Genomic DNA, 22,578 nt, shown 5'->3' with positions numbered 1-22,578 from the left:
GGCGCTAATTCAGGCCGGGCCCCGAGTTGATCGGCAATTCGACACAATCCGGGCCTGAAGTTCCTTGGCCGCGCACGAGCGGCCCAGTTCTGTCGGAGGACGGCGCCCGTACGCCGCATGATGATCGTCATGACAGTTTCCGCTCTGTCGCGGCCTCGCCTGCTTCGCGCTGCGCTGGTCTCCGCCTCGATGCTTGTGGCGGGATCCCTCGCCGTCGGACCCGCGGCCGCGCGCGTCGGCGTCACCTCGGCGACCGACGGCGATCCGCTGGGCAAGCCGCCTGCCGAGGCCGAGCGCGTGCTGCGCATCGGCATCGACGTGCAGGCGAACGAGCTGATCACGACCAGCACCAACGACCGCGCCCATCTCGTGTTCCTCGACGGCTCGTCGCTGACGGTCAGTCCCAACGCGCAGCTCACCATCGACCGCTTCGTCTTCGATCCCAACAGCAAGACCGGCGAGCTGGCGATCAATGCCAGCCGCGGCGTCCTCCGGCTGGTGGGCGGCAAGATCAGCAAGACCAGGCCCATCACCATCACCACCCCGTCGAGCACCATCGGCATCCGCGGCGGCATCACGCTGCTCGACGTCCAGGCGTCCCGGACCGCCTCCACCTTCGTATTCGGCAAGAGCATGAGCGTGACCGGCGCCGGGGCGACGGAAAACGTCACCCGGCCCGGATCCCAGGTCGTGACCGCGCTCGGCGCCCGGCCCGGCCCGCCGACACTCCTGCCTCCGGGCGCCCTGTCGGGGCAGCTCGCCCAGCTCGAGGGCCGCGGCGCCCCGGCGGGGAAACCGGGCGGCGGCGGCGCGTCCGCTCCCGCCGGTGCCATCGACCGATCGATCCAGAGCTCGGGATTGTCGGCCGCCAATTCGGGCCAGACCGCGCGCGTCGTGTCGCTGCACACCGGCGAGGCCTTCGGCAGCGGGCCTGGCCCGAGCAACCAGAACCCCAACAATTCGGTATCCACGGCGATCGCCAGCGCCGGCGACAGCGCGGCGACTCAGCAGGCCGTGCAACAGGCTTCGGAAGAACGCCGCTACGAAACCCTTGATCCCGGCGTGATTCCGCCCACCTCGCCCGGCAGCACGCTCGATTTCACGCTGCTCAACATCGATCCCAGCAGCCGGCTCTCGACCATCAACGAGCTCGCGACACTCAACATGCAGCAGGCCACGGCCACCTACAGCGGTGCGGCGCTCGCGCTCATCAACGGTTCGAGCGTCGTCAGTGGCACCTATCAGAACGCCTGGAACTTCGGCGCGCAGAATGGCATCGCGACGGTGCGGATCGACAACACGGTCTACGGCGGCGGGACCGCGCCCAACACCTTCCTGATCAACAACGGGCCGGCCTTCCAGTCGACCAACCCTCTGCCGTCGACCTCGGGGCCGCAGGGTCGCAGCATCAACAACCTCATCGGCGTTTTCCTCTCGACGCCCACCACGCCCGCCAACCAGCAGCTCGGCACGTTCACCGTCACCGGGCCCAACAACTACAACGGCGTCGGCGTCTACACGGGCACCCGCTAGGCGGGGCGAGCGGCGGTCCGGGCCGACGGCAGGCGCTCAGCGATGAAATCCGCAATGGCCTCGATGTCGTCGCGGCGGAACCACGGCAGCCGCGTGTCCACCGGGCGGTCGTCGGCGGCAACCGCCACGATGTTCGGATCGGCGGGTGCCATCGGCTCGCCCGTGCCGCCGCGAACCTCGATCTTGGCGTGGGGTTCGCGCTTGTAGCCCTCGATCAGGACGAGGTCGGCCGGCGCCAGCCGTGCCAGGACCTCGGCCAGCGGCGCCTCCTCCTGCTCGCGCATGATGGCGTACCGGTGCCCGCCCACCACGGCGACCTCGGTCGCCCCGGCCGCCCGGTGGCGAAACGAATCCCGTCCCGGCTGGTCGATGTCGAGATCGTGATGGGCATGCTTGATCGTGTTGACGCGCCAGCCCCGGCGGACGAACTCGGCGACCAGCCGCTCGACCAGGGTGGTCTTGCCGGCGTTCTTCCAGCCGGTGACGCCGAACACGCGCGTGGCCGTCACGGTACGATCCGCTCGGGCCGGGCGTAGACCGTGAGGCGGCCCTCGCGCACGAAGGCGAGAAGGGCGATGCCAGCCTGCTGCGCCGTCTCGATGGCGAGCGACGTCGGCGCCGAGACGGCGGCGATGGCCACGGCGCCGAGCGCCGCCGCCTTGTGCACCATCTCGTAGGAGCAGCGGCTGGTGACGACGACGAACGCCCCGGGCCCCCGCTCCGTCGCGGCGATGGCGCCTCCCAGCTTGTCGAGCGCGTTGTGGCGGCCGACATCCTCGCGGACCGCCACCAGCGTGCCGTCCGCCCGCGCCCAGCCCGCCGCGTGGGTGGCGCCATTCACGCGATTGATGCGCTGCTCGGCCGGCAGGGCCGCCATCGCCCGCTCGATCGCCTGTCGCGAGACGCCGGACGGGTCCTGCACCACGGCCACCGGACGCAGCGCCGCCTCGAGGCTGTCGACGCCGCACAGGCCGCAGCCGGTGCGCCCGGCCAGGCTTCGCCGTCGCGCCTGCAGGCGCGCCATGCGCTGGCTTGCGATGTCGATGCGCACCTCGATGCCGCGCCCGACCGGCTCGACCTCGATGTCGTAGATTTCCCCCGCCTTGTCGACGATGCCCTCGGTCAGCGAGAAGCCCCGCGCCAGATCGTCGAGGTCGCAGGGCGTGGCCATCATCACCGCATGGCTGATGCCGTTGTAGACCAGCGCCACCGCCGTCTCCTCGGCCACGACCTCGTCCAGCGTCTCGTGCCCCGACGCCGTGAGTCGCTCGGCAGCGCGATGGATCGATCCCCCGCTCATCCGGCGACCTCGTCGATCCGAACCTGGCCGCCCTCGGCGTCGAAGAAGCGACCGCGGTTGAGGACGAGCGGATCGCGCTTCACCTCCGCCTCGACCTGGGCCAGCGTGAGGGCCGCCGCGAGGTCCGGGAGCGGCCCGCCGCCCTCCCCCAAGCCGACGAAGAACGCCGCGCCGTCCCACGCGCCCGCAGCGTCCAGCCGCCCGGTCGTCTCGCGCCAGGTCACGGCGCCATCAGTCAGGTGGACATACGACGATTTGAGCGGGACCAGCCTGTCGCCGTCCATGCGGATGGGCACGACGAACAGCGTGAACGCACCGCTGTCGGCCAGCTGATTGGCCAGCCAGAGGTCGAAGTCCGTCGTCATCGCGGACTCCGGATCGGTGCGAAGTCGCTCCGCACCACCTTCTTCGCGGCGGTCCGCCCGTCCAGGGGACAAGCGCTCACGGATCTGGCGGCGGTCGGCATGACAGGGTCGAGTTGACCCTGCCCGCCGGCCGCCCGCAAGCGCCGCTACTTCACGTACTTGAGTTCGACCTCGCCCACGCCCGCGGCGATGTTCAGGCCGACATTGCCCTCGACGCTCACGGGCTGGAGGGTGACCTGACCGTTGCCGCCACCGACCAGCACGTTGGCGCCGGCTCCGACGCCCACCGAGGCCGCGGCCGTCGCGCCGACATAGGTACCGTTCAGCGCGCCCGGCGCGATGTTGCCCGGCGCGAAGACCAGCCAGACCATCTGCGCTTCCTTGGTAAAGCCGATGTCGACGCCGTACTTCTTGATGGAGCCGGTGTACTTCTCGGCGATGCCGTCGGTTCGCGTGAACAGGCAACTCAGGTCCTTCGACGATCCGAAGACGAACCCGATGCCGCCGGCCACGGTGCAGCTCAGCGAGCCGACATTGGCGCCCGACCGGCCCTTGGCCGCGGGCGTGCCCGGCGTGGCGGGAGACTGGGCCGAGGCCGGGAGGACGGACACGGCCAGAAGCGCGGCAGCGCCCGTCGCGGCAAGAATGGATCGAAGCATCGACAGTCTCCTTGGATTGGCCGCCGCCCGCCGCGGGCGGCTGCGGAACAAACGCCGGCCACGTGCCAAGGCTGCGGAAAGAGGCGGCATGACGTGCCGCGCCCGGAGCAGATGCCGCCGAATTGCGGCATTCGTTTGAAATCCCGCCTCCGGGAAAATACGGATCAACCAGCGACCCCTGTGGGTAACGTCGGGCGAATCTTCAGGTCGCCGTAGGCCGGGCCGTTGAAAGTTGAGGGGCCGGCTGGACCCTGCGTTGGCCGGCGCGACCGCCTCCCCCCTGATACGTCGCCATGGCGGTCGCCGCGGCGCGGGATCCCCGGTCCCGCGCCGCTTGCGCGGGTCTTGCGGCTCAGGTGGACCCTTCGCCGCGCGCCTTGAGGATGAACCCGCGGGCGCGGAATTCCGAATCGCGGCGGATGGCCGCAGCGACGCGCGGGTCGCCATCGCGGTTCATCAGATCGATCAACTGGTCGGTTTCGCTCAGGCACGCGGCCGCAACGGTCTGCTCGAGAGAGGTCGCCGTCGCTGCCATCGAAGCGTCGGCCGTGGCATTGCGTTCGAGGCAGGCGTCGCGCGCCTTGTAGGCATTGTTGATGCGTGTCTGCAGCCGCCCGTCGCTCGGCGTGTGATAGGCGCCGGCGCAGCCGCCCAGCAGCAGGGTCACCAGAACAAAAGCGATTCGCATCGATCCCTCGAAGTGTGGCGGCAGGAGCCCGCGAAGCTCCGCCCCGGCCAAGCGATAGATAGATACCGTTCCCGAATTCGGGCGTCAGCCCGAGATTTGCCCTTGTTCCAGGGTCATCTGGACGAGAGACACTTGACGCGGCGAAGCGCCTGATGAAGGTAGCGCCCCAAAATCGATCAGCCCGAGGCTCGTTAATGCGAATCGTTCTTGTCTTGGCCCTCCTGTTCCTGGGCGCCTGCGAGGGTGGATTCGTCCGACCCACCGACCTCGGACGAAAGGTCAAGATCGAGAAGAGCTACGAGGCGCGCGAAGAGTGCCTGGAGCGCAATGCCGCCACCGATTCCGCCGCCGATCCGGCGACCGCAGCCCAGGCTGCGGCGATGGCCTGCAAGCCCGAGACCGACAAGCTGATCCAGGCGGTCGATTTCGATGGCGATGCCAGGGTGGCGGCCTCGGTCCGCCAGGATACCCAGTACCGCGCCACGAAGTACGTGATGAAGGCGCGCGGCCAGGCGCTCTACTGAAGCGCCCGGTTCCCCGCAGGGCCGGTCGGCGATCGGGGCTACTGCGGGATCGTGAGCATCCAGCGGGCGAGCGGCGCGCCCTCGGCCGGCGGCAGCTTCGCCGGCGCCCCGTAGAGCTTGACCGTGACGGCGCAGGCCTGGGAATAGGGGATCTTGTCCAGCCGGCCGAGCCGTTCGAGGTCCTCGACGCCGAATCCTGCACGCCCGAGCGCTTCCGGTAGCTCGGAGCCGGTGAGAGTCCGGGGTGTCGTCCCGGCACTCTTGCCGTTGCGATAGGCGGTCTCCTGTGACGCCAGGGATTTCCGGAGGAGGGACTGGCCTTCGGCGTCGAGCCGCCTGGGATCGCGAAAACCCGACAGGCCGACGTCGCGACAGAGCCGCTCGTCGCTTGCCTGCAGGTGCCGCATCAGGGCTTCCTGAGCGGCGATGGCGGCAAGCGCCGACGCGTCGTCGGCCTTGCGCAACGTCGGGATGATATACTGCTGCCGCATCTCGACCCCCGCCCGATTGGCGCGCGGCGCATCGGGCGAGCCCTCGCGGACGTCCTCCTCGATCGCCGCGCGGATCTTCGCCTCGACCTCGGGATGCTCGGCCATGACGAGCCCGACCAACGGCATTGCCCGCGTGGCCTCCAGCGCACGGTCGACGTCGGCGGCATCGGGCTCGCCGCTCCCGTGACGGAGGTAGGCGATGCCCAGGCTCGTCGCCGCAGCGGTCACGCCCGCCGCCAGCGCGACAGCGAGGAACTGGCCGGCACGACCCGACGTCGAGGCCGGCCGGGCCTTGCGGCGGAAGAGCACGCCGACGGCGGCGGCGACCGCGATTCCGATGATGACGGCGACATAGTCCATGCGCTCACTCCGGGCGGCTGCAACGCCCCCTTTTCCTCAATGCCGTACGGCGTCGGACGCGCGGGTCGCTTCGGCTGCCCACCCGGCGGCGACCTATCGCGACACCGTCGTAGCGGTCAACCCGCGGATGCCCCACGGCGCCATCGCCCTGCAGCATTCGGTGGAACCGGCTGGCGCCCATTGCTACAGTCGCGCGAATGGCGACATCCAGTCTGGCACGCGCGTCCGACGCCGAACCGACGTCCAGCGCCTCGGGTCGAAACGCGTCCGGAACCACCGCCGACGACAGGCCCCAGGCAACGCGACTTGCCGTCGAGGCGAAAGCCCTGGCGGTGCATGTGCCATGGCGGATCTGGCTCGACCTGGCGCGGCCGTGGGCGATCATCGGCGCGGCCATCGCCGCCTGCGCGCTTGCACCGACCGTGACCGTTGTCGCCATCTGCTTCGTCGTGATCGCGACCCAGCAGTACGCTCTCCTGATCCTCATGCACGATGGCCAGCATTCGCTGCTTCATCCGCGTCGTGCGGTCAACAACGCCATCGCCAAGTGGGCAATCGGCGCCCCCTGCGGCACCCCCTTCTCGCGGTCGCAGGCCCAGCATCTGGCCCACCACCAGACCGTGGGCAGCGACCGCGATCCGGCGTTCCAGTTCTACTGCCGCGACGAGCCGTCCCCCAAGCATGGCTTCACGTCGCTGGTCGTCCACTTCGTGCGCGTCCTCGTCCTCGGCCGCCTCGGCTATTCGCTCGTCGGCGAGGGGCCATCCAGGTCGAGCAAGAAGGTGGACGGAACGCTGGCGAGCTATGGTCCCATCCTGCTGGCGCAGGCCATCCTGTTCGCGATCTTCGCCCTGGCCGGCATCTGGTGGGCCTACTTCGTGCTGTGGGCGCTGCCGCTCGCCACGCTCGTGTCGTTCTTCGATGCCTTCCGGCAGTTCGCCGAGCATGCCGAGCCCGTTCCGGATCGGGACGCCGGTTCGCGCCTGATCTCGACGCAGTCGAACGTGATCGAGCGGATTTTCCTGGCGCCTTACGGCATGAACTATCACGCCGAGCATCACATGTTTCCCTTCGTCCCCTACTACAGGCTTCCCCGGCTTTCGGCCCTGATCCGCGGCTCGGCGGCCGCCGACACGATCTCATGGCGGCGTTCCTATCTCTCTTCTTTGGCAATCTACCTGCGAGGCCTCTAGCGCATGCCCAAGCGCGCCATCAGGACCGTCGAGCTGCGATGCTACATCTGCGGGTCCACCGACAGCCGACCGATCGCCTCCGGCGTGGATCGCGAGTACTACGTCAGCGACGACGTCTTCACCGTGGTGGAATGCTGCAACTGCAGCTTGCGATTCCTCAACCCGCGGCCGATCGTGGAAGAGCTGGGGACGATCTATCCCGCCAACTACTACTCCTACAACATGGACGCCGATCCGGCGGAGCTGGGCCTCGCCCAGCGGCTTCGCCACCGTGTCCACGGCAGGCGGATACGCTCGCTCCTGCGGCATCTCGACGGCCGGACCACGATCGATCTTCTCGATGTCGGCTGCGGCGACGGGTGGATGCTCTACCTGTTCAAGTCGGCCGATCCGACGCGCATCAAGACATACGGCGTCGACATCAATCCCGACGTCTGCGCCGCCGCCCAAAAGCGCGGCCACGTCGTCTATTGCGGCCTCTTCGAGGATGTCGAGTTCGATCGCCAGTTCGACGTCATCAATCTCTCCAACGTCATCGAGCACGTCACCGATCCGGTGGCCGTCGTGAAGAAGGCGGCCCGGACATTGCGCCCCGGCGGAATCCTGATCCTCGAGACGCCCAACCGCGATTCATGGGACGCGAGACACTTCGTCAACGGCGCCTGGGGCTCGTACCACATTCCGCGCCACTTCACGTTCTTCAATCCGGCCACCCTCGCCCGGATGGGCGCCCTCGCCGGCTTCGAGGTCCTCGAGACCCAGTTCACGCCGGCGCCGACGCAATGGGTGTGGACGATGCACAACCTCCTCCTGAAGCGCGCGCCGAAGCTGGCTGCCATCTTCGAGCCGCGCGACTGTTTCGTCTCCGGCCTGAAGCCGTTCGTGCTTCTGAGCTTCTTCGCGATGTTCGACTGGATCGGCCTCAAGCTCACCGGCCAGACCTCGAACATGACCGTCGTCCTGCGCTCAACAGCCGCTGGGTGAGATTGCGGACCCCCCTTAGGGCGAACTGGTCTTTTTTCTTTTGTAGACGACGAGATCGTCTCCCGTCGCATACGAGGCATAATGTTCGCCGAACTTCGGGAACATCGCCAGCGGGTGATTGCTGCGCAGGAGATTTTCATACTTCTTCTGCACAAAGACATACTCTGAGGCGGCACGCTCGAACTTGGCCTTCATGGCATTCACATCGCGCTCGATCAGCACGTGGATGATCGGCAACACGGTCGATGCCGGCTTTCGCTGGGCTCGCATGAGGTAGGCCCAATCCTCTTCAGCGTAGATCCAGACCGGCTCGGATTCCGTGGAATGCTTCCGAATCAAATCGACATCGCTATCGCTGAACATTGCCGTCACTTTCCCGGAGAGCGGGTCCCCGCTTTGCGAGCCGGATACCACGCCCATCAGCCGGTTGAGCACAGACGGAAAATTTCCCCAGCTAGCATGGTACTTTACGTCAGCGCCGGGATAGTTCTCCCGGAAGGTGTGAAGGAACAGAAGAAAGGCCGCAAGTGACAGGGCAAATGCACCGGCGTTCGCCCAGCCCGGGCGCCATCGGTTCACTTCGATTGCTTTTCGCAAGGCAAATACGACCCAGAACCCCAGGACGACGATCAGAGGGCCACCGTTCGCATGTCCGAGCCCCAGGAAGCTGCGGTACAGGAACTTCACGAACAGAAGCAGTCCGAACGCACTGCAGAAGACCAGGGCTTGGTCAGCGCGGCCCAGCACGCGGTTCGTCCAGGTCTTGTAGTAGAGCAAGGCAAGCAACAGCGTCGCAAGACCTGGAACGACCAGGCATTGCATCCATGTCCAATGCTTGAGGTCCCAGGGAAGGGGATAGTTGCCGAATCCAAGGACGCTGTACACGATGAGAGGTCTGAGATTCCCGACCAGGAAATCCAGACTGAGAGCGCCCCATCCGTAGGCAAGCACGGACATCACAGCGACTCCCGCAAACGCAGTCGCGAGCAGCAACACGGAACGCTCGAGGAATTCCTTCCAGGACAGTGAGCCGACGAACAGCACGGTGACGAATGCGAGTGACGTGTGTATGCCGGTCTCCGTATTGTTCATGATCGCGAGTGCGCTCAACAGACCCGCAGCGACTGCAGATCGCGCATTCGAAAGGCCATACTTCAAAAGCGCAACGGCACAGATCGGGAAGAACACGAAGCGAAGTGGAGCGCTGCTGGGCTCATGCCAGGGAATCGAGTGCGCCAGAAAGATCAACATGAGCAACGTAAAGACGAATCCCCAGAACCGGCTCGCATACAACCTCGACGCAAGGTAGTAATACAGTGCCGAAAAGAGGATCATGCCGACCGTCATCGCATACAAATATCGAGCAATGACTTGGGCTATGTCGGAGGTCAGCATCCAGGAGAAGATGTACGGGACGCCGAAACTATATTGAGAGAAATAGTCGACGTTCGGAAGGTTGCCCGGCACTTGCGACAGGAGCGCGGGGCCGATCAGGTAGGAGATCGCGTGGGCATTCTTCAAGTCCCAACCGTCGAGAAGCGCACTGAACGGCAGCGGCCAGAAGACCAGGTAGAAGAATACGACGGCACCAACGTCGCCGAGATATCCCGAGATCGACATTGGCATCGATCTCTCGCCGGGGAAGAAACTACCGGCTTTGGAGGTATCGGCCACTGGCGCCGGAGACACCTTGCGATACCAGAAAAGCAGCGCGATGTAGGCGATCAATCCGAGCCAGGCGGGCCATGCACTTCCGTTCTTGTAGATGATGTGCTGCGCCAACAGGCTGGTGCACGCCAGCATGACCGCAAGGACCGAGAGAGTCACACAGACCGCGCTCCAGGCGGCCAGCCGCAACAGGGGGAGCGGTCGATACATGGCGGCCCATGTTGAAAGCGAGAAGCAGAGCACGACGCCCAACACGTAGTGCGCCGCCGCCGTGGATGGCGTCGGCCTTTGCCAGTCGACGAGGACATCCGTCCCTGAAGCAACCGAAGTCAAGGATACGAGCGGATGCAAACCCAGGGAAAGAAGAGCGCCCAACGGCAACACAAGTACCGCGTTCAGAGCCGCCGACCAGTCAATCGCTTCCTGGTCCGCCCCGTCCCGATGGACCTTCAGCCGCTTGGCAAGGAATGCACCAGAAATGCTCCTGAAAGCCGCCATGGACACGAAGGCGCGCCGATTGGTCTGAATGCTTCTCCTGAGACTTCGAAGACGGGCACTCAACATTTGGTCAACAGTTCCATTCTGCGCTGCCGGCGGACCTACAGGGGCATCGCCGACTTTCAGTATACAACCTAGCATCCGATGAGGTCGCCTCTGACCTTATGGAACCTCTGGGAAGTTGGCCGGGCGTTCCTGGATCAACGGATGTTCGCCGGCGCGCGGCTGGCCCCGGGCTGGTTGCGGAGGACAAACCAGGCGGAAAGGTAGTGGCATGGCCCCGGGGCCCTACAGTCCTCCCCTGAGCCGGCAAGGCTCAGCCTCCCGTCAAGGCGCTGTTTCCACTGGCGGCGCCCCCGCGACCCAACGGGTCGTCGATAAGTCTTCGCCACAGGGGGCCGTCCGCGATGAACGGCCCGGGAAGATCTGCAGTGCCAGTGACTCGGTGACTGCCGATGGCGCGACGGACATTGAAGGCGTCAATGTGTCGCCGCCGCGTTGGATCGCAGCCCAACGGACCCCGACGGCGTCCAGACACCCTCAAAGTTGCTTGCGGTAGCGTACGCCTTTTTTCTCGCCGCGCGCGGCCTTACGCGGCCGGACGTGAACGACACACCGGACGCTACCCGTGGAGAGGCCGATGGATACGACCTTTCCGGCCCTTTCCGGGCGACTTCGGACGGGGCTGGCGGAAGAGAGTGGGAGTCGAACCCACTAAGAACCGGCTAACGGCCCTCTCTGGCTTTGAAGGCCAGCCGCCCCACCGGGAGCGCTTCTCCTCCGTCGACGATCTTTGCCCGAGAACGACCGACCTGTCACGTCGCGGCCGCAGCGGCCGCCTCCGGCGCCGTCGGACCGAACTGCTGGAGCTTCTGCGGCACAGTGCGCCGCAGGTCGCCGCGGCGGACGGTGATGCCGTGGCGGTCGAAGAACTCGAGGATCTGGATCGCCACCTTGCGGCCGTTGTCGAGCTTGTCGCGGAACTCCGCTGCCGTGAACTCGCGGCCGAAGGCATGGGCGATGCCGATCATCTCCGCCACCACCGGACGCAGGAAATACTGGTCGGGCGCTACCTCGACGACGCGGCCGACCTTGGCCAGGCGCTGCAGGAGCTTGCGCATCTCGGGCTCGGGCACGCCATGGGTGCTGGCGAAATCGCGGACGCGCGGCGGCCTGTAGCGGTCGCGATCGAGTTCCGCGGCGATCTTCTGCCAGAGGGCCTCGTCGCGGGAGCCGAGCTTCAGCGAATGTCCGCGCAGGCGCAGGAACGGACCGTCGACCAGCACGGTCTTGGCCCCGACTTCCTGATCGATCAGTGCCTTGAAGACCGGGACGGGCCAGCGCCGCGCCAGCGCCAGGCGCAGCCGCTCGGGCTGCAGTCCCGGCGTGTCCGGCCGCGCCTCGTGATGCGCCTTCAGCGTATCGACGATGTCCTGCCGCGCCGCCGCCATGGTGGCGGCATGGAAGCCGTAGCCGTCGAGGCTCGTGCCGTCCGCCGCCTCGAGCAGGGCGGCGACATCCACCGGTCGCAGGTTCCGCGTCAGGCCGAAGCGCGCGGTCTCGACGAAGCCCGAGTCGAGCGACAGGAGCCTGTCGAGCGCCACCGGGTCGGGCTCGCCCAGCGCCGCCAGCTCGGCCAGCCGCCGCGGCGCCCGCCGGTTGCGCGGCGGGCCGAACGGATCGATCACGCTGGCGCCGCCTATCGTGCGCAGCGCCGACGGATCGCGCAGGATGACGCGGTCGCCGGCCAGGGCGCCGACCTTCTCGTCGAGCACGAGCTGTGCCATTGCCGTCTCTCCCGGCGCCAGCCGCTCGCCCTCGAGCAAGGCGACGCGCCCCATGACGTGTGCCGAGCCGAGATGCACGTGCGCGGGCGACCAGTGCTTCAGGGGCTGCTCTTCCGAGGCGAGCAGCTTCAGGCGGACGTCGAGCCGGTCGGTCGGCGCGTGCAGCTCGGGGCTGACCACCCAGTCGCCGCGGCGCACGGCGTCCTTGGACAGGCGCGGTCCGGCGAGGTTGAGGGCGCAGCGCTCGCCGGCGCGCCCGATCTCCGCCGCGCGGTTCTGCGCATGCAGCGAGCGCACGCGCGCCTCCAGGCCGGACGGCGTCAGCAGCAGCCGGTCGTCGACCCTGATCTCGCCGGCATGCACGGTGCCGGTCACCACCACGCCGGCCCCCGACAGGACGAAGCAACGGTCGACCGCGAGCCGCGCGAAACCGGTGACGCCCTTGCCGCTTTCGCCGAGCGCCAGCAGCCCGGCCTTGAGCTCGTCGATGCCGCGGCCGGTGATTGCCGACACCGGCATGATCTCCGCACCCCGCAGCGAGGTCGGCTCGAGCAGGGCCTCGATCTCGGCCATGCGCTCCAGCAGCAGGTCGTCGTCCGCGAGGTCGGCCTTGGTGAGCGCCACGATGCCGCGATCAAGCCCCAGCAGGTCGACGATCTGCAGGTGCTCCACGGTCTGCGGCTTGATGCCCTCGGCGGCCGACACGATCAGCAGCGCGGCGTCGATGCCGGTGGCGCCCGCCAGCATGTTGTGCACGAAGCGCTCGTGACCAGGCACGTCGACGAAGCCGAGCTGGCGGCCGTCGCCCAGATCCGAGTAGGCGTAGCCGAGGTCGATGGTGATGCCGCGCGCCTTCTCCTCCTTCAGGCGATCGGCATCGACACCGGTCAGCGCCTTCACCAGCGCCGTCTTGCCGTGATCGATATGGCCCGCGGTGCCGACGATCATGGCGCATCCCCTGCAGGCAACGCCGGACGCGGGGCGGGCAACGGACTAGCGGTCGCCGGCATCGAGACCTTCCAGCTGGCGGACGAAGGTCGCCTCGTCGTCCAGGGTACGCAGGTCGAACAGCAGCGCGTCGTCGCCGATGCGCCCGATCACCGGCACCGGTAGCCGACGGAAGGCGGCGGCCAGGCGGTCGAGACTCCGGCCGCGCAGCGCGATGGCGAAGGACGGGAGCAGGTCGACCGGCAGCGCGCCGGAGCCGATCTGGCCGCGCACCGGCTCGATGGTCGCCTCTGCCCGGCCGGCCAGCGCAGCGCCGACCGCGGGCAGCAGCCGCTCGGCGGCGGCGCGGATTTCGTCCGCCGGCCGGGCGAGCGCGCGCACCGTCGGCAACCGCTCGGCCAGGCGCGACGGATCGCCGTAGAGGCGCAGCGTCGCCTCGAGCGCCGCGAGCCGCACCTTGTCCAGCCGAAGCGCGCGCTTGGTGGGATGGCGCGAGACGCGCTCCACCAGATCGCGCCGGCCGACGATCAGGCCGGCCTGCGGGCCACCCAGCAGCTTGTCGCCGGAGAAGGTCACCACGTCGATGCCGGCCGCGATCGCCTCGCGCGCCGTCGGCTCGTGCGGCAGACCCCAGCTCTCGAGGTCCACCAGGGTGCCGCTGCCGAGATCCTCGATCACCGGCAGGCCCCTGTCGCGCGCGAGCGGGACCAGGTCGGCGGCCGGGACCGTCTTCGTGAAGCCGGTCACCGCGTAGTTCGACGGATGCACCTTCATGATCGCCGCGGTCTCGGGGCCGATCGCCTCGGCATAGTCGCGCAGATGCGTGCGGTTGGTCGTGCCGACCTCGACCAGGCGACAGCCGGCCTGCGCCATGATGTCGGGGATGCGGAAGGCCCCGCCGATCTCGATCAGCTCGCCGCGCGAGACGATCACCTCGCGGCCGCCGGCCAGGGCCGCCAGCACCAGCAGCACGGCGGCGGCGTTGTTGTTGACGGCGGTCGCCGCCTCGGCGCCGGTGAGCCGCTGCAACCAGGGCGCGATATGGTCGTCACGCTCGCCCCGGCCACCGTCGGCCAAGTCGTACTCGAGGGTCGTCGGCGAGCGCATGGCGGCGACCGCCGCCTCGATGGCCTCCTCGGCCAGCAGGGCGCGTCCGAGATTGGTGTGCAGCACCGTGCCGGTGAGGTTGAAGACCCGCCGCTGCGAGGGTTCCACCAGGCCGGCCAGCCGCGCCTCGCACCAGCGCGCACAGGCCGCTTCGTCGCCGACGTCGGCGCTGCCGCGCCGGGCCTCGGCCCAGGCCCGCAGCGCCTCCACCACCAGCGGGCGGCCGGCCCGGGCGATCAGCGGCGCGAGCGCCATCCATCCGGCCATACGGTCGATCGAGGGCGGACGCCCGAGGGTCGGACGGGTCTCAGAGGCGCGCAAGGCGCGGTCGGCACGCGACACGGGTCGTTTCCCCAGCACATATGGGCCGGACACGAGGGCCCGGCGGCGCCAATCTGGCCCAGGCGCGGCATCGGATCAATGGACACGGGCCGCCGGCGCGGCGGCCGGCCGATGTCGAACTCAGGGCTTCTTCTGCAGGCCCCAGGTCTCGGCGAGCTGGGCGGCCATGCGCGTGGCCATCAGGCGGTTGCCCGGGCTCTCGGACTTGGCGTCCCGCCAGTAGTGGATGTGGTCGGCGTAGATCGTGCCCTTCTCGTTGGCGAAGATGTCGCCGAGATCGAAGACCGCGAGCCCGCGCTCGCGCAGCGTCAGCATGCCGGCCACGATCCTGCGATAGAGAGGACCGTAGGAGAGGTCGCCCACGATGCGCTTCTCGTCCTCCGTCAGCACCTTGCCGTAGGCCGGTGCCGGCTGCAGGAAATAGGCCGACTTCAGGCCGTAGTCGCGCGCCAGCACCTCGGTCGCCCGCCAGTATTTCTGGTAGAGGCCGAGTTGCACCTCGAACTCGCGCGGCGCGTCGCGGCGGATGTCCTCGGGCATCTTGAAGATGCTGTTGAGCGTGGTCTTCTTGGTCGAGTTGAAGACGTCGTGTCCCTTGGCGACGTCCTCGATGCCGCGCACCACCATGTAGGCGGCGTGCGAATGGCCGAGCAGGGGATTGGCCGCCAGCGCCCCGGAAATGCGGCCCATCACCCAGCCGATCGCGGCATCGCCGAAATTCTCGTCGGCCACGAAGGGATTGACCTCGATGAAGTTGCTGAGCGGCCGCTCCAGCCGCTCCTCGGCGCCCGGCCAGAAGAAGTAGTGCTCGTTGAAGCCGCTGAGGTTGACGACGGCGTCGACCGAGCTGGCGTAGAGGGCGAAGAGGATGAAGGGCTGGGGCTCCTTCCAGGCGCCGTCGCCGCCGTTGAGGATGCGCCACGGCTTGCCGTTGGGGCTGACGTACTTCTTGTTGAGCTCTTCCTCGAGATAGCGCGGCGCCGGGGGCTGGGAGTTCTGCGCGAGCTGAGAGGCGACCGATCCGCCGACCAGGATGATCGTGTAGTAGTCCGGATCGCGCACGGTCGGATAGTCGGGCCCGTACAGGCCGACATTGTTCACCCAGGGCTGGCCGCACGGCGGATTCGCGTGGTGCACGAAGCCGACATAGGGGTGCGGATAGAGCGTGTCGACGTAGCGGCAGGTCGTGCCCTTTGTGGCGTCGCGCAGGTAGGTGTTCTGTGTGCGCTCGAAGAGCTGCGGCGCCGGCGTGTAGCGGCCGTCCTCGATGTAGAGCCACGCGATGGCAGCGACCTCGACGGTCGCCAGGGCGAGCAGGATGCCGAAGAGGACCGAGATCCAGCCGAAGATCCGCTGCTTCATCGTGTCTCCATCAGCGTCCGGCTTCCCGGATCGCCTGCCAGACTCGCTGCGGTGTCGCCGGCATCTGGACGTTGCGCACGCCGAGCGGCCACAGCGCGTCCATGATGGCGTTCATCACCGTAGGCGTCGAGCCGACCGCGCCCGACTCGCCGACGCCCTTGGCGCCCAGCGGATTGGTCTTGGCCGGCACGCTGTCGTCGAGCGTGTTGGAAAAGGTCGGGAAGGTCGAGGCGCGCGGCATCGCATAGTCCATGAACGAGCCGGTGATGAGCTGGCCGGTCTCGCGGTCGTAGACGTTCTCCTCGAGGAGCGCCTGGCCGATGCCCTGGGCGCAGCCGCCATGGATCTGGCCGAACACGATCGGCCGGTGCAGCGGCCGGCCGACATCGTCGACCGTGGTGTAGCGCTTCAGCTCGACATGGCCCGTCTCCGGATCGATCTCGACCTCGCCGACATGGGCGCCGTTGGGCCAGGCGATGCCTTCGACGGAGTTGACGTTCTCGATGAAGATGCGCTTGTCGGGCTGCCGCGCGGCCAGCTCGCCGAGGCCGATGGCGCGATCGGTGCCGGCGATGGTGAAGCGGCCGGAGGCATAGACGATGTCGGCGACGCTGGCCTCCAGCGCATCGGCCGCCAGCTCCTTGCCCTTGTCGACCAGCTTCTCGCTGCCGCTCAGCACGGCCGAGCCGCCGATATAGGCCGAACGCGAGCCCATCGAGCCGACGCCGCCGACCCGGTCGGAATCGCCCATGGCGATCTCGATCTGCGACGGGTCGATACCCAGCAGCTCGGAGGCGAGCTGGGTGAAGCTGGTCTGCAGCCCCTGCCCCATGCCCTGCGTGCCCATCCAGATGACGACCTTGCCGTCGGCCTTCACCTCGTAGTGCGCCATCTCGTTCATGACCATGGCCGAGGTCCATTCGACATAGGAGGCGAGGCCGCGGCCGTACAGCTTGCCGCGCTTCTCGGCCTCGGCCTTGCGCGCCGGGAAGCCGTTCCAGTCGGCGGCCTCCAGCGTCTTGGTCAGGAAGAGGTTGAAGTCGCCGGTGTCGTACTTCTCGCCCATCGCCGTCGTGTAGGGCATCTGGGCCGGCGTCACGAAGTTGCGCCGCCGCAGCTCGGCCGGATCCATGCCGATCTGGCGCGCCGCCGAATCCATCAGCCGCTCGAGGTTCAGCAGGCACTCCGGCCGGCCGGCGCCGCGATAGGCGCCGACCGTGGCCGAGTTGGTGAGCACGCAGGTGATCTTGAGGTCGATCACCGGAATGTCGTAGGTGCCGGTCGTGACCTTGGGGCCGACGAACAGGGGGATGGCGATGCCGGCGCCCGACGGGTAGGCGCCGACATTGGCGAAGGCCTCCATGCGCAGCGCGGTGATCCGGGCGTCCTTGTCGAGCGCCATCGAGACCTTGTGCAGCTGGTCGCGGCCGGCGGTGGCGGCGGCGAACTCCTCACTGCGCTCGGCGCGCCACTTCACCGGGCGCTTCAGCACCTTGGCCGCCCAGACGGCGACCGATTCGTCGGGCTGGATGCCCGTCCGCATGCCGAAGCCGCCGCCGATGTCGCGCACCAGCACGCGCACCTTGTCCTTGGGCATCTTGAGGACGACGTCGGCCAGCAGGTCGCGCGTCACCGAGGGATTCTGGCTGCCGATGTGGACGATGATCCGGTCGCCGTCCCACTCGGCCATGATGGCCCGCGGCTCCATGGCGTTCACGATCAGCCGCTGGTGGACGATGTCCATCGACACGGTATGGGCCGCCGCGGCGAAGGCGGCGTCGGCCTTGGCGGCATCGCCGAAGCGGTTGAAGCCGACCCGGTTGCCCGGCGCGCCCTGCCAGATCTGCGGCGCATCGGCCTTCAGCGCATCGTCGATCTCGGTCACCGACGGCAGCGGGTCGTAGTCGATCTCGACCAGCTCCGCGGCGTCCTGCGCCTGGCCGCGGCTTTCGGCCACGACGGCGACCACGGCCTCGCCGAGGTAGCGCGCGACCTCGTGTGCCAGCGGCCGGCGGGGCGTCATGTCGGGCTTCTTGCCGTCGGCGTTGGGGAACATGGCGGGCAGCGCGAAGTAGCCGCAGCCTTCCTTTTCCATGTCGGCCCAGGTGAAGACGCCCAGTACGCCGGCTGCCTTGCGGGCGGCCTCGGAATCGATGCGGGTGATCCTGGCATGGGCGTGCGGCGAGCGCACCAGCACGACATGTGCCTGGTCGGGCCGGGCCTGATTGTCGGTGAATCCGCCCGTGCCGGTCAGAAGCCGGTTGTCCTCGACACGCTTGATATACTGGGCCTTGCCGAACGCTACCATCACGCCACTCCCGCCGCTCGAAGTCCGACCTGTTCGGAATCGGACCGGACTATAGCGGCGAAGCGGCCCGGGCTCTCGCGGCCATTTCGCCGCTGCCCGGGACGGGGTGGCGCGGAATCCGCCCTAGTCGAGGGAAGGCATCTCGGTCAGCGGCACGATCCGGATGCCGGCGCCCTCGAGCCCCTCGCGCACGGCCCGGGAAACCGCAACGGCCGTAGGGCCATCGCCGTGCACGCAGATCGAATCGACCCGGCAGGGAATGCGCTTGCCGGAGGTAGAATAGATCGCCTGCTCGTCGACCATGCGGCGGACGTGCGCCACCGCCTGCGCCGCATCCTTGATCATCGAGTTGGTTTCCTTGCGCGGCGTCAGCATGCCGGCATCCGTATAGGTGCGGTCGGCGAAGACTTCCTCGGCGACCCGCAGCCCGGCCCTTCGCGCGGCCTTGCCCTGCTCGGTATTGGCCTGGGCGAGAAAGATCAGGTCGCGGTCGGCCGCCTTGGTGGCGCGGCAGATCGCGTCGCACATCTCCGCGCTTTCGGCCGACATGTTGGCCATCATGCCGTGCGGCTTCATGTGCGTGACCTTGGCCCCGTGCAGGGCGGCGATCGCCTGCAAGGCGCCGATCTGGTAGGCGATGTTGGCCTCCAGTTCCTTGGTCGTGAGGTTGATCACCCGCCGCCCGAAGCCCTGCAGGTCGGCGAAGCCGGGATGGGCGCCGATCGAGACCCCGTTCTCCTGGCAGAGCTTCACGGTATCGACCATCACTGTGGGATCGCTGGCGTGAAACCCGCAGGCGACATTGGCCGATTTCACGATCTTCAGCACCTCGGCATCGTTGCCCATCACCCACGGGCCGAAACTCTCGCCCAGGTCGGAGTTGATGTTGACGAAACCGGCATTGGTCGCGGCCATGGGAAGCTCCTTCAACGACGAAAGGTCCCCGCTGCGCTCGGGATGACAGCGAGTAGACGCTGATTATATCCTAGCAGATGTGAGCGTACGGTATCTTTCCTGCGGCGACACCGCCTTCTCCGTCGAGTTCGGCAACGAGATCTCTCCGGACATCAACGGCCGGGTGATGGCGCTGCACGCCGCGATCGGCCAGGCGGGAATCGCCGGCATCGTGGAGACGGTGCCCTCCATGCGGGCCCTGATGGTCTGCTACGACCCGACGGCGACGACCCGCGCCGACCTCCAGCCCGCGATCGACGCGCTGATCGCGCGCGGCCTGCCGACCGGCCAGGCCGCGCGGCAGGTGACCATCCCGTGCTGCTACGACGACCCCGACTTCGCGCCCGACCTCGACGAGGTCGCCGGCCGCACCGGAAAGTCGCGGGAGGAGGTCATCGCCGCCCATCTCGCCTCGCGCTTCAAGGTCTACGTGCTGGGCTTCATGCCCGGTCTCGCCTACATCGCGGGCCTCGACCCCTCGCTCGCCCTGCCGCGCCGCTCGCAGCCGCGGGTGCGCGTCCCGCGCTCGTCGGTCGCCATCGCGATGGACATGACGACGATCTACCCCTTCGAGAGCCCCGGCGGCTGGCACCTGATCGGCCGCACGCCGCTCTGGATGTTCGACCAGCGCCGCGAGCAGCCGGTGTTCCTCGCGCCGGGCGATTCGCTCGCCTTCCAGCGTATCGACCGCAAGGTCTACGACCGCATCGCGCGCGAGGTCGAGGCCGGCAGCTTCGCCTGGGACCGGCTGGTGGAGGCGGCATGAGCGGCCATCTCAAGGTCGTCCGCGCGGGCCTGTTCGACACGCTCCAGGACCTCGGCCGCACCGGCTTCATGGCGCTCGGCATGCCGACGGCCGGGGCGATGGACCGGATCGGCCTGCGCCTCGCCAACGCGATGTGCGGCAACCCGGCCGGCATGGCCGGGCTCGAGATCGGCGTGATGGGACCCGACCTGCTGGTCGAGGCCGAGAGCGTGCGCATCGCGCTCGCCGGGCCGCTGTCGGCCAGCCTCGTCGAGGCGCCGGATGCCGCCCCCAAGCCGCTGGAATCGGATCGCACGCATCTGCTGAAGCGCGGCCAGGTCCTGCGCGTCGGCATGGTCGAGGGATCGAGCACGGCCTATCTCGCCGTCGCCGGCGGCTTCGCGCTGGCACCCTTCATGGGCAGCCTCTCGACCTATGCCCGCGCCGGCGTCGGCGGTCTGAAGGGTCGCAAGCTCGCTGCCGACGATGTCCTCCCCTTGGTGCAGGAGGCGGCGCCGCCGGGCGACGAGAAGAAGCTCGCGCGGCCCTTCGACTATGGCAGCGGGCCGGTCCGAATCGTCTGGGGGCCGCAGGACGACTATTTCAGCGCCCGCGGCCGCAAGACCTTCATCGAGTCCGAGTATCGCGTTTCCAAGGAAGCCGACCGCATGGGCATCCGCTTCGAGGGCCCGACGATCGAGCACGCCACGCCGGTCGACAAGGGCGGCGCCGACATCATCTCCGACGGCATCGCGCCGGGTGCCATCCAGGTGCCGGGCGCCGGCCTGCCCATCGTGCTGCTGGCCGACCGCCAGACGGTGGGCGGCTATCCGAAGATCGCGACCGTCGCCTCGGTCGACCTGCCCCGGCTCGGCCGTCTTCTCCCGGGCAACGCCGTGACGTTCACCTCCGTGACGGTCGAGGAGGCCGAGGCGCTGCGGCGCGACCAGGAGGCGCGGCTGGCCCGGGCGATCGCCGAGCTTCAGACGGCGCGGCCGCCCGGCGGCATCGACCTCGTGCGGCTGTACGAGGAGAACCTGATCGACGGCATCGTCTACGAGCGCGAGGCGCTTCCGGGCTAGAGCGAGACCCGCGGCCGCCCCTCGTTTCGTCCTTCGGCCCCGCTCGGCCCCCGTGCCGCATTCGCGGTAGCCCCTGCCCGGCTGCGTTGCTACGACAGCGAAGCGCAACGAAAACCGAGGAAATCGTCATGAGCTGGCAGCCCGAGATGGACGAACTGCGCCGCCGTCAGGAGATGACTAAGCGCATGGGCGGCGCCGACAAGGTCAAGCGCCAGCATGACGGCGGCCGGCTGACAGTGCGCGAGCGCATCGACCGGCTGGTCGACCCGGACAGCTTCCGCGAGATCGGCAGCGTCGCCGGCAAGGCGGAATACGATGGGCGCAACGACCTGGTCGACCTGACGCCCGCCAATGCCGTGATGGGTCGCGCGAAGATCGACGGCCGGCACGTCGCCGTCACCGGCGACGACTTCACGGTGCGCGGCGGGTCGGCGGACGCGACGATCAAGGAAAAGGACATCTTCATCGAGCGCTACGCCAACCAGTACCGCGTGCCCTTGATCCGCATGATCGAGGGCTCGGGCGGCGGCGGCTCGGTCAAGACCATCGAGACCACCGGCCGCGCCAACGTGCCGGGCGTGCGCGGCTGGGAATGGGTGGTGCGCAACATGGGCACGGTGCCGACCGTCGGGCTGGGCCTGGGCTCGGTCGCCGGGCTGGGCGCCGCCCGGCTCGCCGCCACGCACTATTCGGTGATGGTGAAGGAGGTCTCGGCCATGTTCGTCGCCGGGCCGCCGGTCGTGAACCGGCTGAGCCCCAAGCAGTTCGACAAGCAGGAGCTCGGCGGCTGGGAGATCCAGCTGCGCGCCGGCGCCATCGACGAGGCGGCCGACAGCGAGGACGAGGCCTTCGCGCTCGCCCGCCGCTTCCTCTCCTATCTCCCCTCCTCGGTCCACGACGCGCCGCCGCGCGGCCCGGTGACCGACGATCCGGCGCGCCGCGAGGACACGCTGTTCGACGCCATCCCGCGCGACATCCGCAAGGTCTATCGCATCCGGCCGATCGTCGAGAAGATCGTCGACCAGGGCAGCTTCTTCGAGATGGGCAAGCTCTATGGCCGCTCGGTGGTGACCGGCCTCGCGCGCATCGACGGCTGGCCGGTGGCGGTGATGGCGAGCGACCCCATGTTCTACGGCGGCGGCTGGACAGCCGACGCCTGCCAGAAGGTGGCGCGCTTCGTCGACATGGCCGAGACCTTCCATCTGCCGGTCGTCTACTTCTGCGACTGTCCCGGCTTCCTGATCGGGCTGGAGGCAGAGAAGAGCGGCGTCATCCGCCAGGGCGTGCGCACCATGTCGGCCATGTTCCAGACCACGGTGCCGTGGTGCACCTTCATCATCCGCAACGCCTTCGGCGTGGCGGGCGCCGCCCACCAGAACGGCGCCCGGCTCAACTGGCGCTACGCCTGGCCGTCGGGCCGCTGGGGATCGCTGCCGCTGGAGGGCGGCATCGAGGCGGCCTATCGCGCCGACATCGACGCCGCCGACGATCCCAAGGCCAAGATGGCCGAGATCGAGGACCGGCTGAACAAATTGCGCTCGCCCTTCCGGTCGGCCGAGACCTTCTGGATCGAGGAGATCATCGACCCGCGCGACACACGGAAGATCCTCTGCGAGTTCGTCGAGCTGGCCGCCCCGGTGCGCGGCAGCGGCCCGACCAGCCACTGGATGCGGCCCTGAG

Annotated in this window: 19 protein-coding genes and 1 tRNA gene; 7 read left to right on the top strand and 13 right to left on the bottom strand. The window is 68.3% G+C overall.

Annotated features, from left to right (window positions below; translation table 11 throughout):
- Nucleotides 1-129: 129 nt before the first annotated feature.
- Nucleotides 130-1,533: a FecR family protein gene (locus ACO073_RS29560; RefSeq protein WP_422002917.1), complete on the top strand. Its 1,404-nt coding sequence runs from the start codon at nt 130-132 to the stop codon at nt 1,531-1,533.
- Here the strand turns inward: ACO073_RS29560 and mobB are convergent.
- The 5 genes from mobB to ACO073_RS29535 form a co-directional block, all read right to left on the bottom strand.
- The gene (mobB, locus tag ACO073_RS29555) at nt 1,530-2,042 is read right to left on the bottom strand and encodes a molybdopterin-guanine dinucleotide biosynthesis protein B (RefSeq protein WP_422002916.1); all 513 of its coding nucleotides are present in this window, start codon (nt 2,040-2,042) and stop codon (nt 1,530-1,532) included. The genes ACO073_RS29560 and mobB overlap by 4 nt on opposite strands.
- The gene (gene fdhD, locus ACO073_RS29550; RefSeq protein WP_422002914.1) at nt 2,039-2,833 is read right to left on the bottom strand and encodes a formate dehydrogenase accessory sulfurtransferase FdhD; all 795 of its coding nucleotides are present in this window, start codon (nt 2,831-2,833) and stop codon (nt 2,039-2,041) included. Before fdhD ends, mobB begins: the two co-directional genes overlap by 4 nt.
- Nucleotides 2,830-3,198, bottom strand: a complete 369-nt coding sequence (locus ACO073_RS29545; RefSeq protein WP_422002912.1) for a hypothetical protein — start codon at nt 3,196-3,198, stop codon at nt 2,830-2,832. The genes fdhD and ACO073_RS29545 overlap by 4 nt, the downstream gene beginning before the upstream one ends.
- 146 nt (nt 3,199-3,344) lie before the next feature.
- A complete protein-coding gene (locus tag ACO073_RS29540; protein ID WP_422002910.1) occupies nt 3,345-3,857 on the bottom strand; it encodes a DUF992 domain-containing protein in 513 nt (170 codons plus the stop codon).
- 352 nt (nt 3,858-4,209) lie between these two features.
- Nucleotides 4,210-4,524: a hypothetical protein gene (locus ACO073_RS29535; protein WP_422002909.1), complete on the bottom strand. Its 315-nt coding sequence runs from the start codon at nt 4,522-4,524 to the stop codon at nt 4,210-4,212.
- 233 nt (nt 4,525-4,757) lie between these two features.
- Between ACO073_RS29535 and ACO073_RS29530 the strand changes: the two genes are divergently transcribed.
- A complete protein-coding gene (locus ACO073_RS29530) occupies nt 4,758-5,069 on the top strand; it encodes a hypothetical protein (protein WP_422002907.1) in 312 nt (103 codons plus the stop codon).
- 38 nt (nt 5,070-5,107) lie between these two features.
- Here ACO073_RS29530 and ACO073_RS29525 read toward each other — a convergent pair whose 3' ends face one another.
- The gene (locus ACO073_RS29525; RefSeq protein WP_422002905.1) at nt 5,108-5,920 is read right to left on the bottom strand and encodes a hypothetical protein; all 813 of its coding nucleotides are present in this window, start codon (nt 5,918-5,920) and stop codon (nt 5,108-5,110) included.
- Between the two features lie 197 nt (nt 5,921-6,117).
- Here ACO073_RS29525 and ACO073_RS29520 point away from each other — a divergent pair, with 197 nt between their 5' ends.
- Together ACO073_RS29520 and ACO073_RS29515 are read left to right on the top strand one after the other, a co-directional pair.
- Nucleotides 6,118-7,113 carry a fatty acid desaturase gene (locus ACO073_RS29520; protein WP_422002904.1) on the top strand — a complete coding sequence of 332 codons (996 nt, stop codon included), beginning with the start codon at nt 6,118-6,120 and terminating at the stop codon, nt 7,111-7,113.
- Nucleotides 7,114-7,116: 3 nt separating this feature from the next.
- Nucleotides 7,117-8,097: a class I SAM-dependent methyltransferase gene (locus ACO073_RS29515; protein ID WP_422002903.1), complete on the top strand. Its 981-nt coding sequence runs from the start codon at nt 7,117-7,119 to the stop codon at nt 8,095-8,097.
- 15 nt (nt 8,098-8,112) lie between these two features.
- Here the strand turns inward: ACO073_RS29515 and ACO073_RS29510 are convergent, their stop codons facing one another.
- The 7 genes from ACO073_RS29510 to ACO073_RS29480 form a co-directional block, all read right to left on the bottom strand.
- Nucleotides 8,113-10,263 (bottom strand): hypothetical protein, encoded by a 2,151-nt coding sequence (locus ACO073_RS29510; RefSeq protein ID WP_422002901.1) that lies wholly within the window; start codon nt 10,261-10,263, stop codon nt 8,113-8,115.
- A 686-nt stretch (nt 10,264-10,949) separates the two neighbouring features.
- A tRNA-Sec gene (locus ACO073_RS29505) sits at nt 10,950-11,045 on the bottom strand.
- A 33-nt stretch (nt 11,046-11,078) separates the two neighbouring features.
- Complete coding sequence (selB, locus tag ACO073_RS29500) at nt 11,079-12,998, bottom strand: selenocysteine-specific translation elongation factor (RefSeq protein WP_422002899.1); 1,920 nt, start codon at nt 12,996-12,998, stop codon at nt 11,079-11,081.
- A gap of 45 nt (nt 12,999-13,043) precedes the next feature.
- The gene (gene selA, locus ACO073_RS29495; protein ID WP_422003187.1) at nt 13,044-14,426 is read right to left on the bottom strand and encodes an L-seryl-tRNA(Sec) selenium transferase; all 1,383 of its coding nucleotides are present in this window, start codon (nt 14,424-14,426) and stop codon (nt 13,044-13,046) included.
- A gap of 141 nt (nt 14,427-14,567) precedes the next feature.
- Entirely contained in the window at nt 14,568-15,809 is a 1,242-nt protein-coding gene (locus ACO073_RS29490) for a hypothetical protein (RefSeq protein ID WP_422002897.1), read from the bottom strand.
- 10 nt (nt 15,810-15,819) lie between these two features.
- Complete coding sequence (locus ACO073_RS29485; RefSeq protein ID WP_422002895.1) at nt 15,820-18,117, bottom strand: xanthine dehydrogenase family protein molybdopterin-binding subunit; 2,298 nt, start codon at nt 18,115-18,117, stop codon at nt 15,820-15,822.
- Between the two features lie 123 nt (nt 18,118-18,240).
- Nucleotides 18,241-19,032: a LamB/YcsF family protein gene (locus ACO073_RS29480; RefSeq protein WP_422002893.1), complete on the bottom strand. Its 792-nt coding sequence runs from the start codon at nt 19,030-19,032 to the stop codon at nt 18,241-18,243.
- Between the two features lie 79 nt (nt 19,033-19,111).
- On the opposite strand from ACO073_RS29480, the gene pxpB reads away from it, so the two are divergent.
- The 3 genes from pxpB to ACO073_RS29465 all read left to right on the top strand — a co-directional run bounded on the left by pxpB (nt 19,112) and on the right by ACO073_RS29465 (nt 22,577).
- The gene (pxpB, locus tag ACO073_RS29475) at nt 19,112-19,837 is read left to right on the top strand and encodes a 5-oxoprolinase subunit PxpB (protein ID WP_422002892.1); all 726 of its coding nucleotides are present in this window, start codon (nt 19,112-19,114) and stop codon (nt 19,835-19,837) included.
- On the top strand, nt 19,834-20,898 hold the full coding sequence (locus tag ACO073_RS29470; protein ID WP_422002890.1) for a biotin-dependent carboxyltransferase family protein: 1,065 nt from the start codon (nt 19,834-19,836) through the stop codon (nt 20,896-20,898). The genes pxpB and ACO073_RS29470 overlap by 4 nt, the downstream gene beginning before the upstream one ends.
- A gap of 128 nt (nt 20,899-21,026) precedes the next feature.
- Nucleotides 21,027-22,577 (top strand): acyl-CoA carboxylase subunit beta, encoded by a 1,551-nt coding sequence (locus tag ACO073_RS29465; protein ID WP_422002888.1) that lies wholly within the window; start codon nt 21,027-21,029, stop codon nt 22,575-22,577.
- Nucleotide 22,578: the final 1 nt, after the last annotated feature.

Origin of the sequence: Reyranella sp. (assembly GCF_965229815.1) — a bacterium.
GTDB lineage: Bacteria > Pseudomonadota > Alphaproteobacteria > Reyranellales > Reyranellaceae > Reyranella.
The sequence above is the reverse complement of the archived record's forward strand: the minus strand, read 5'-3'. Positions and strand labels throughout refer to the sequence as shown.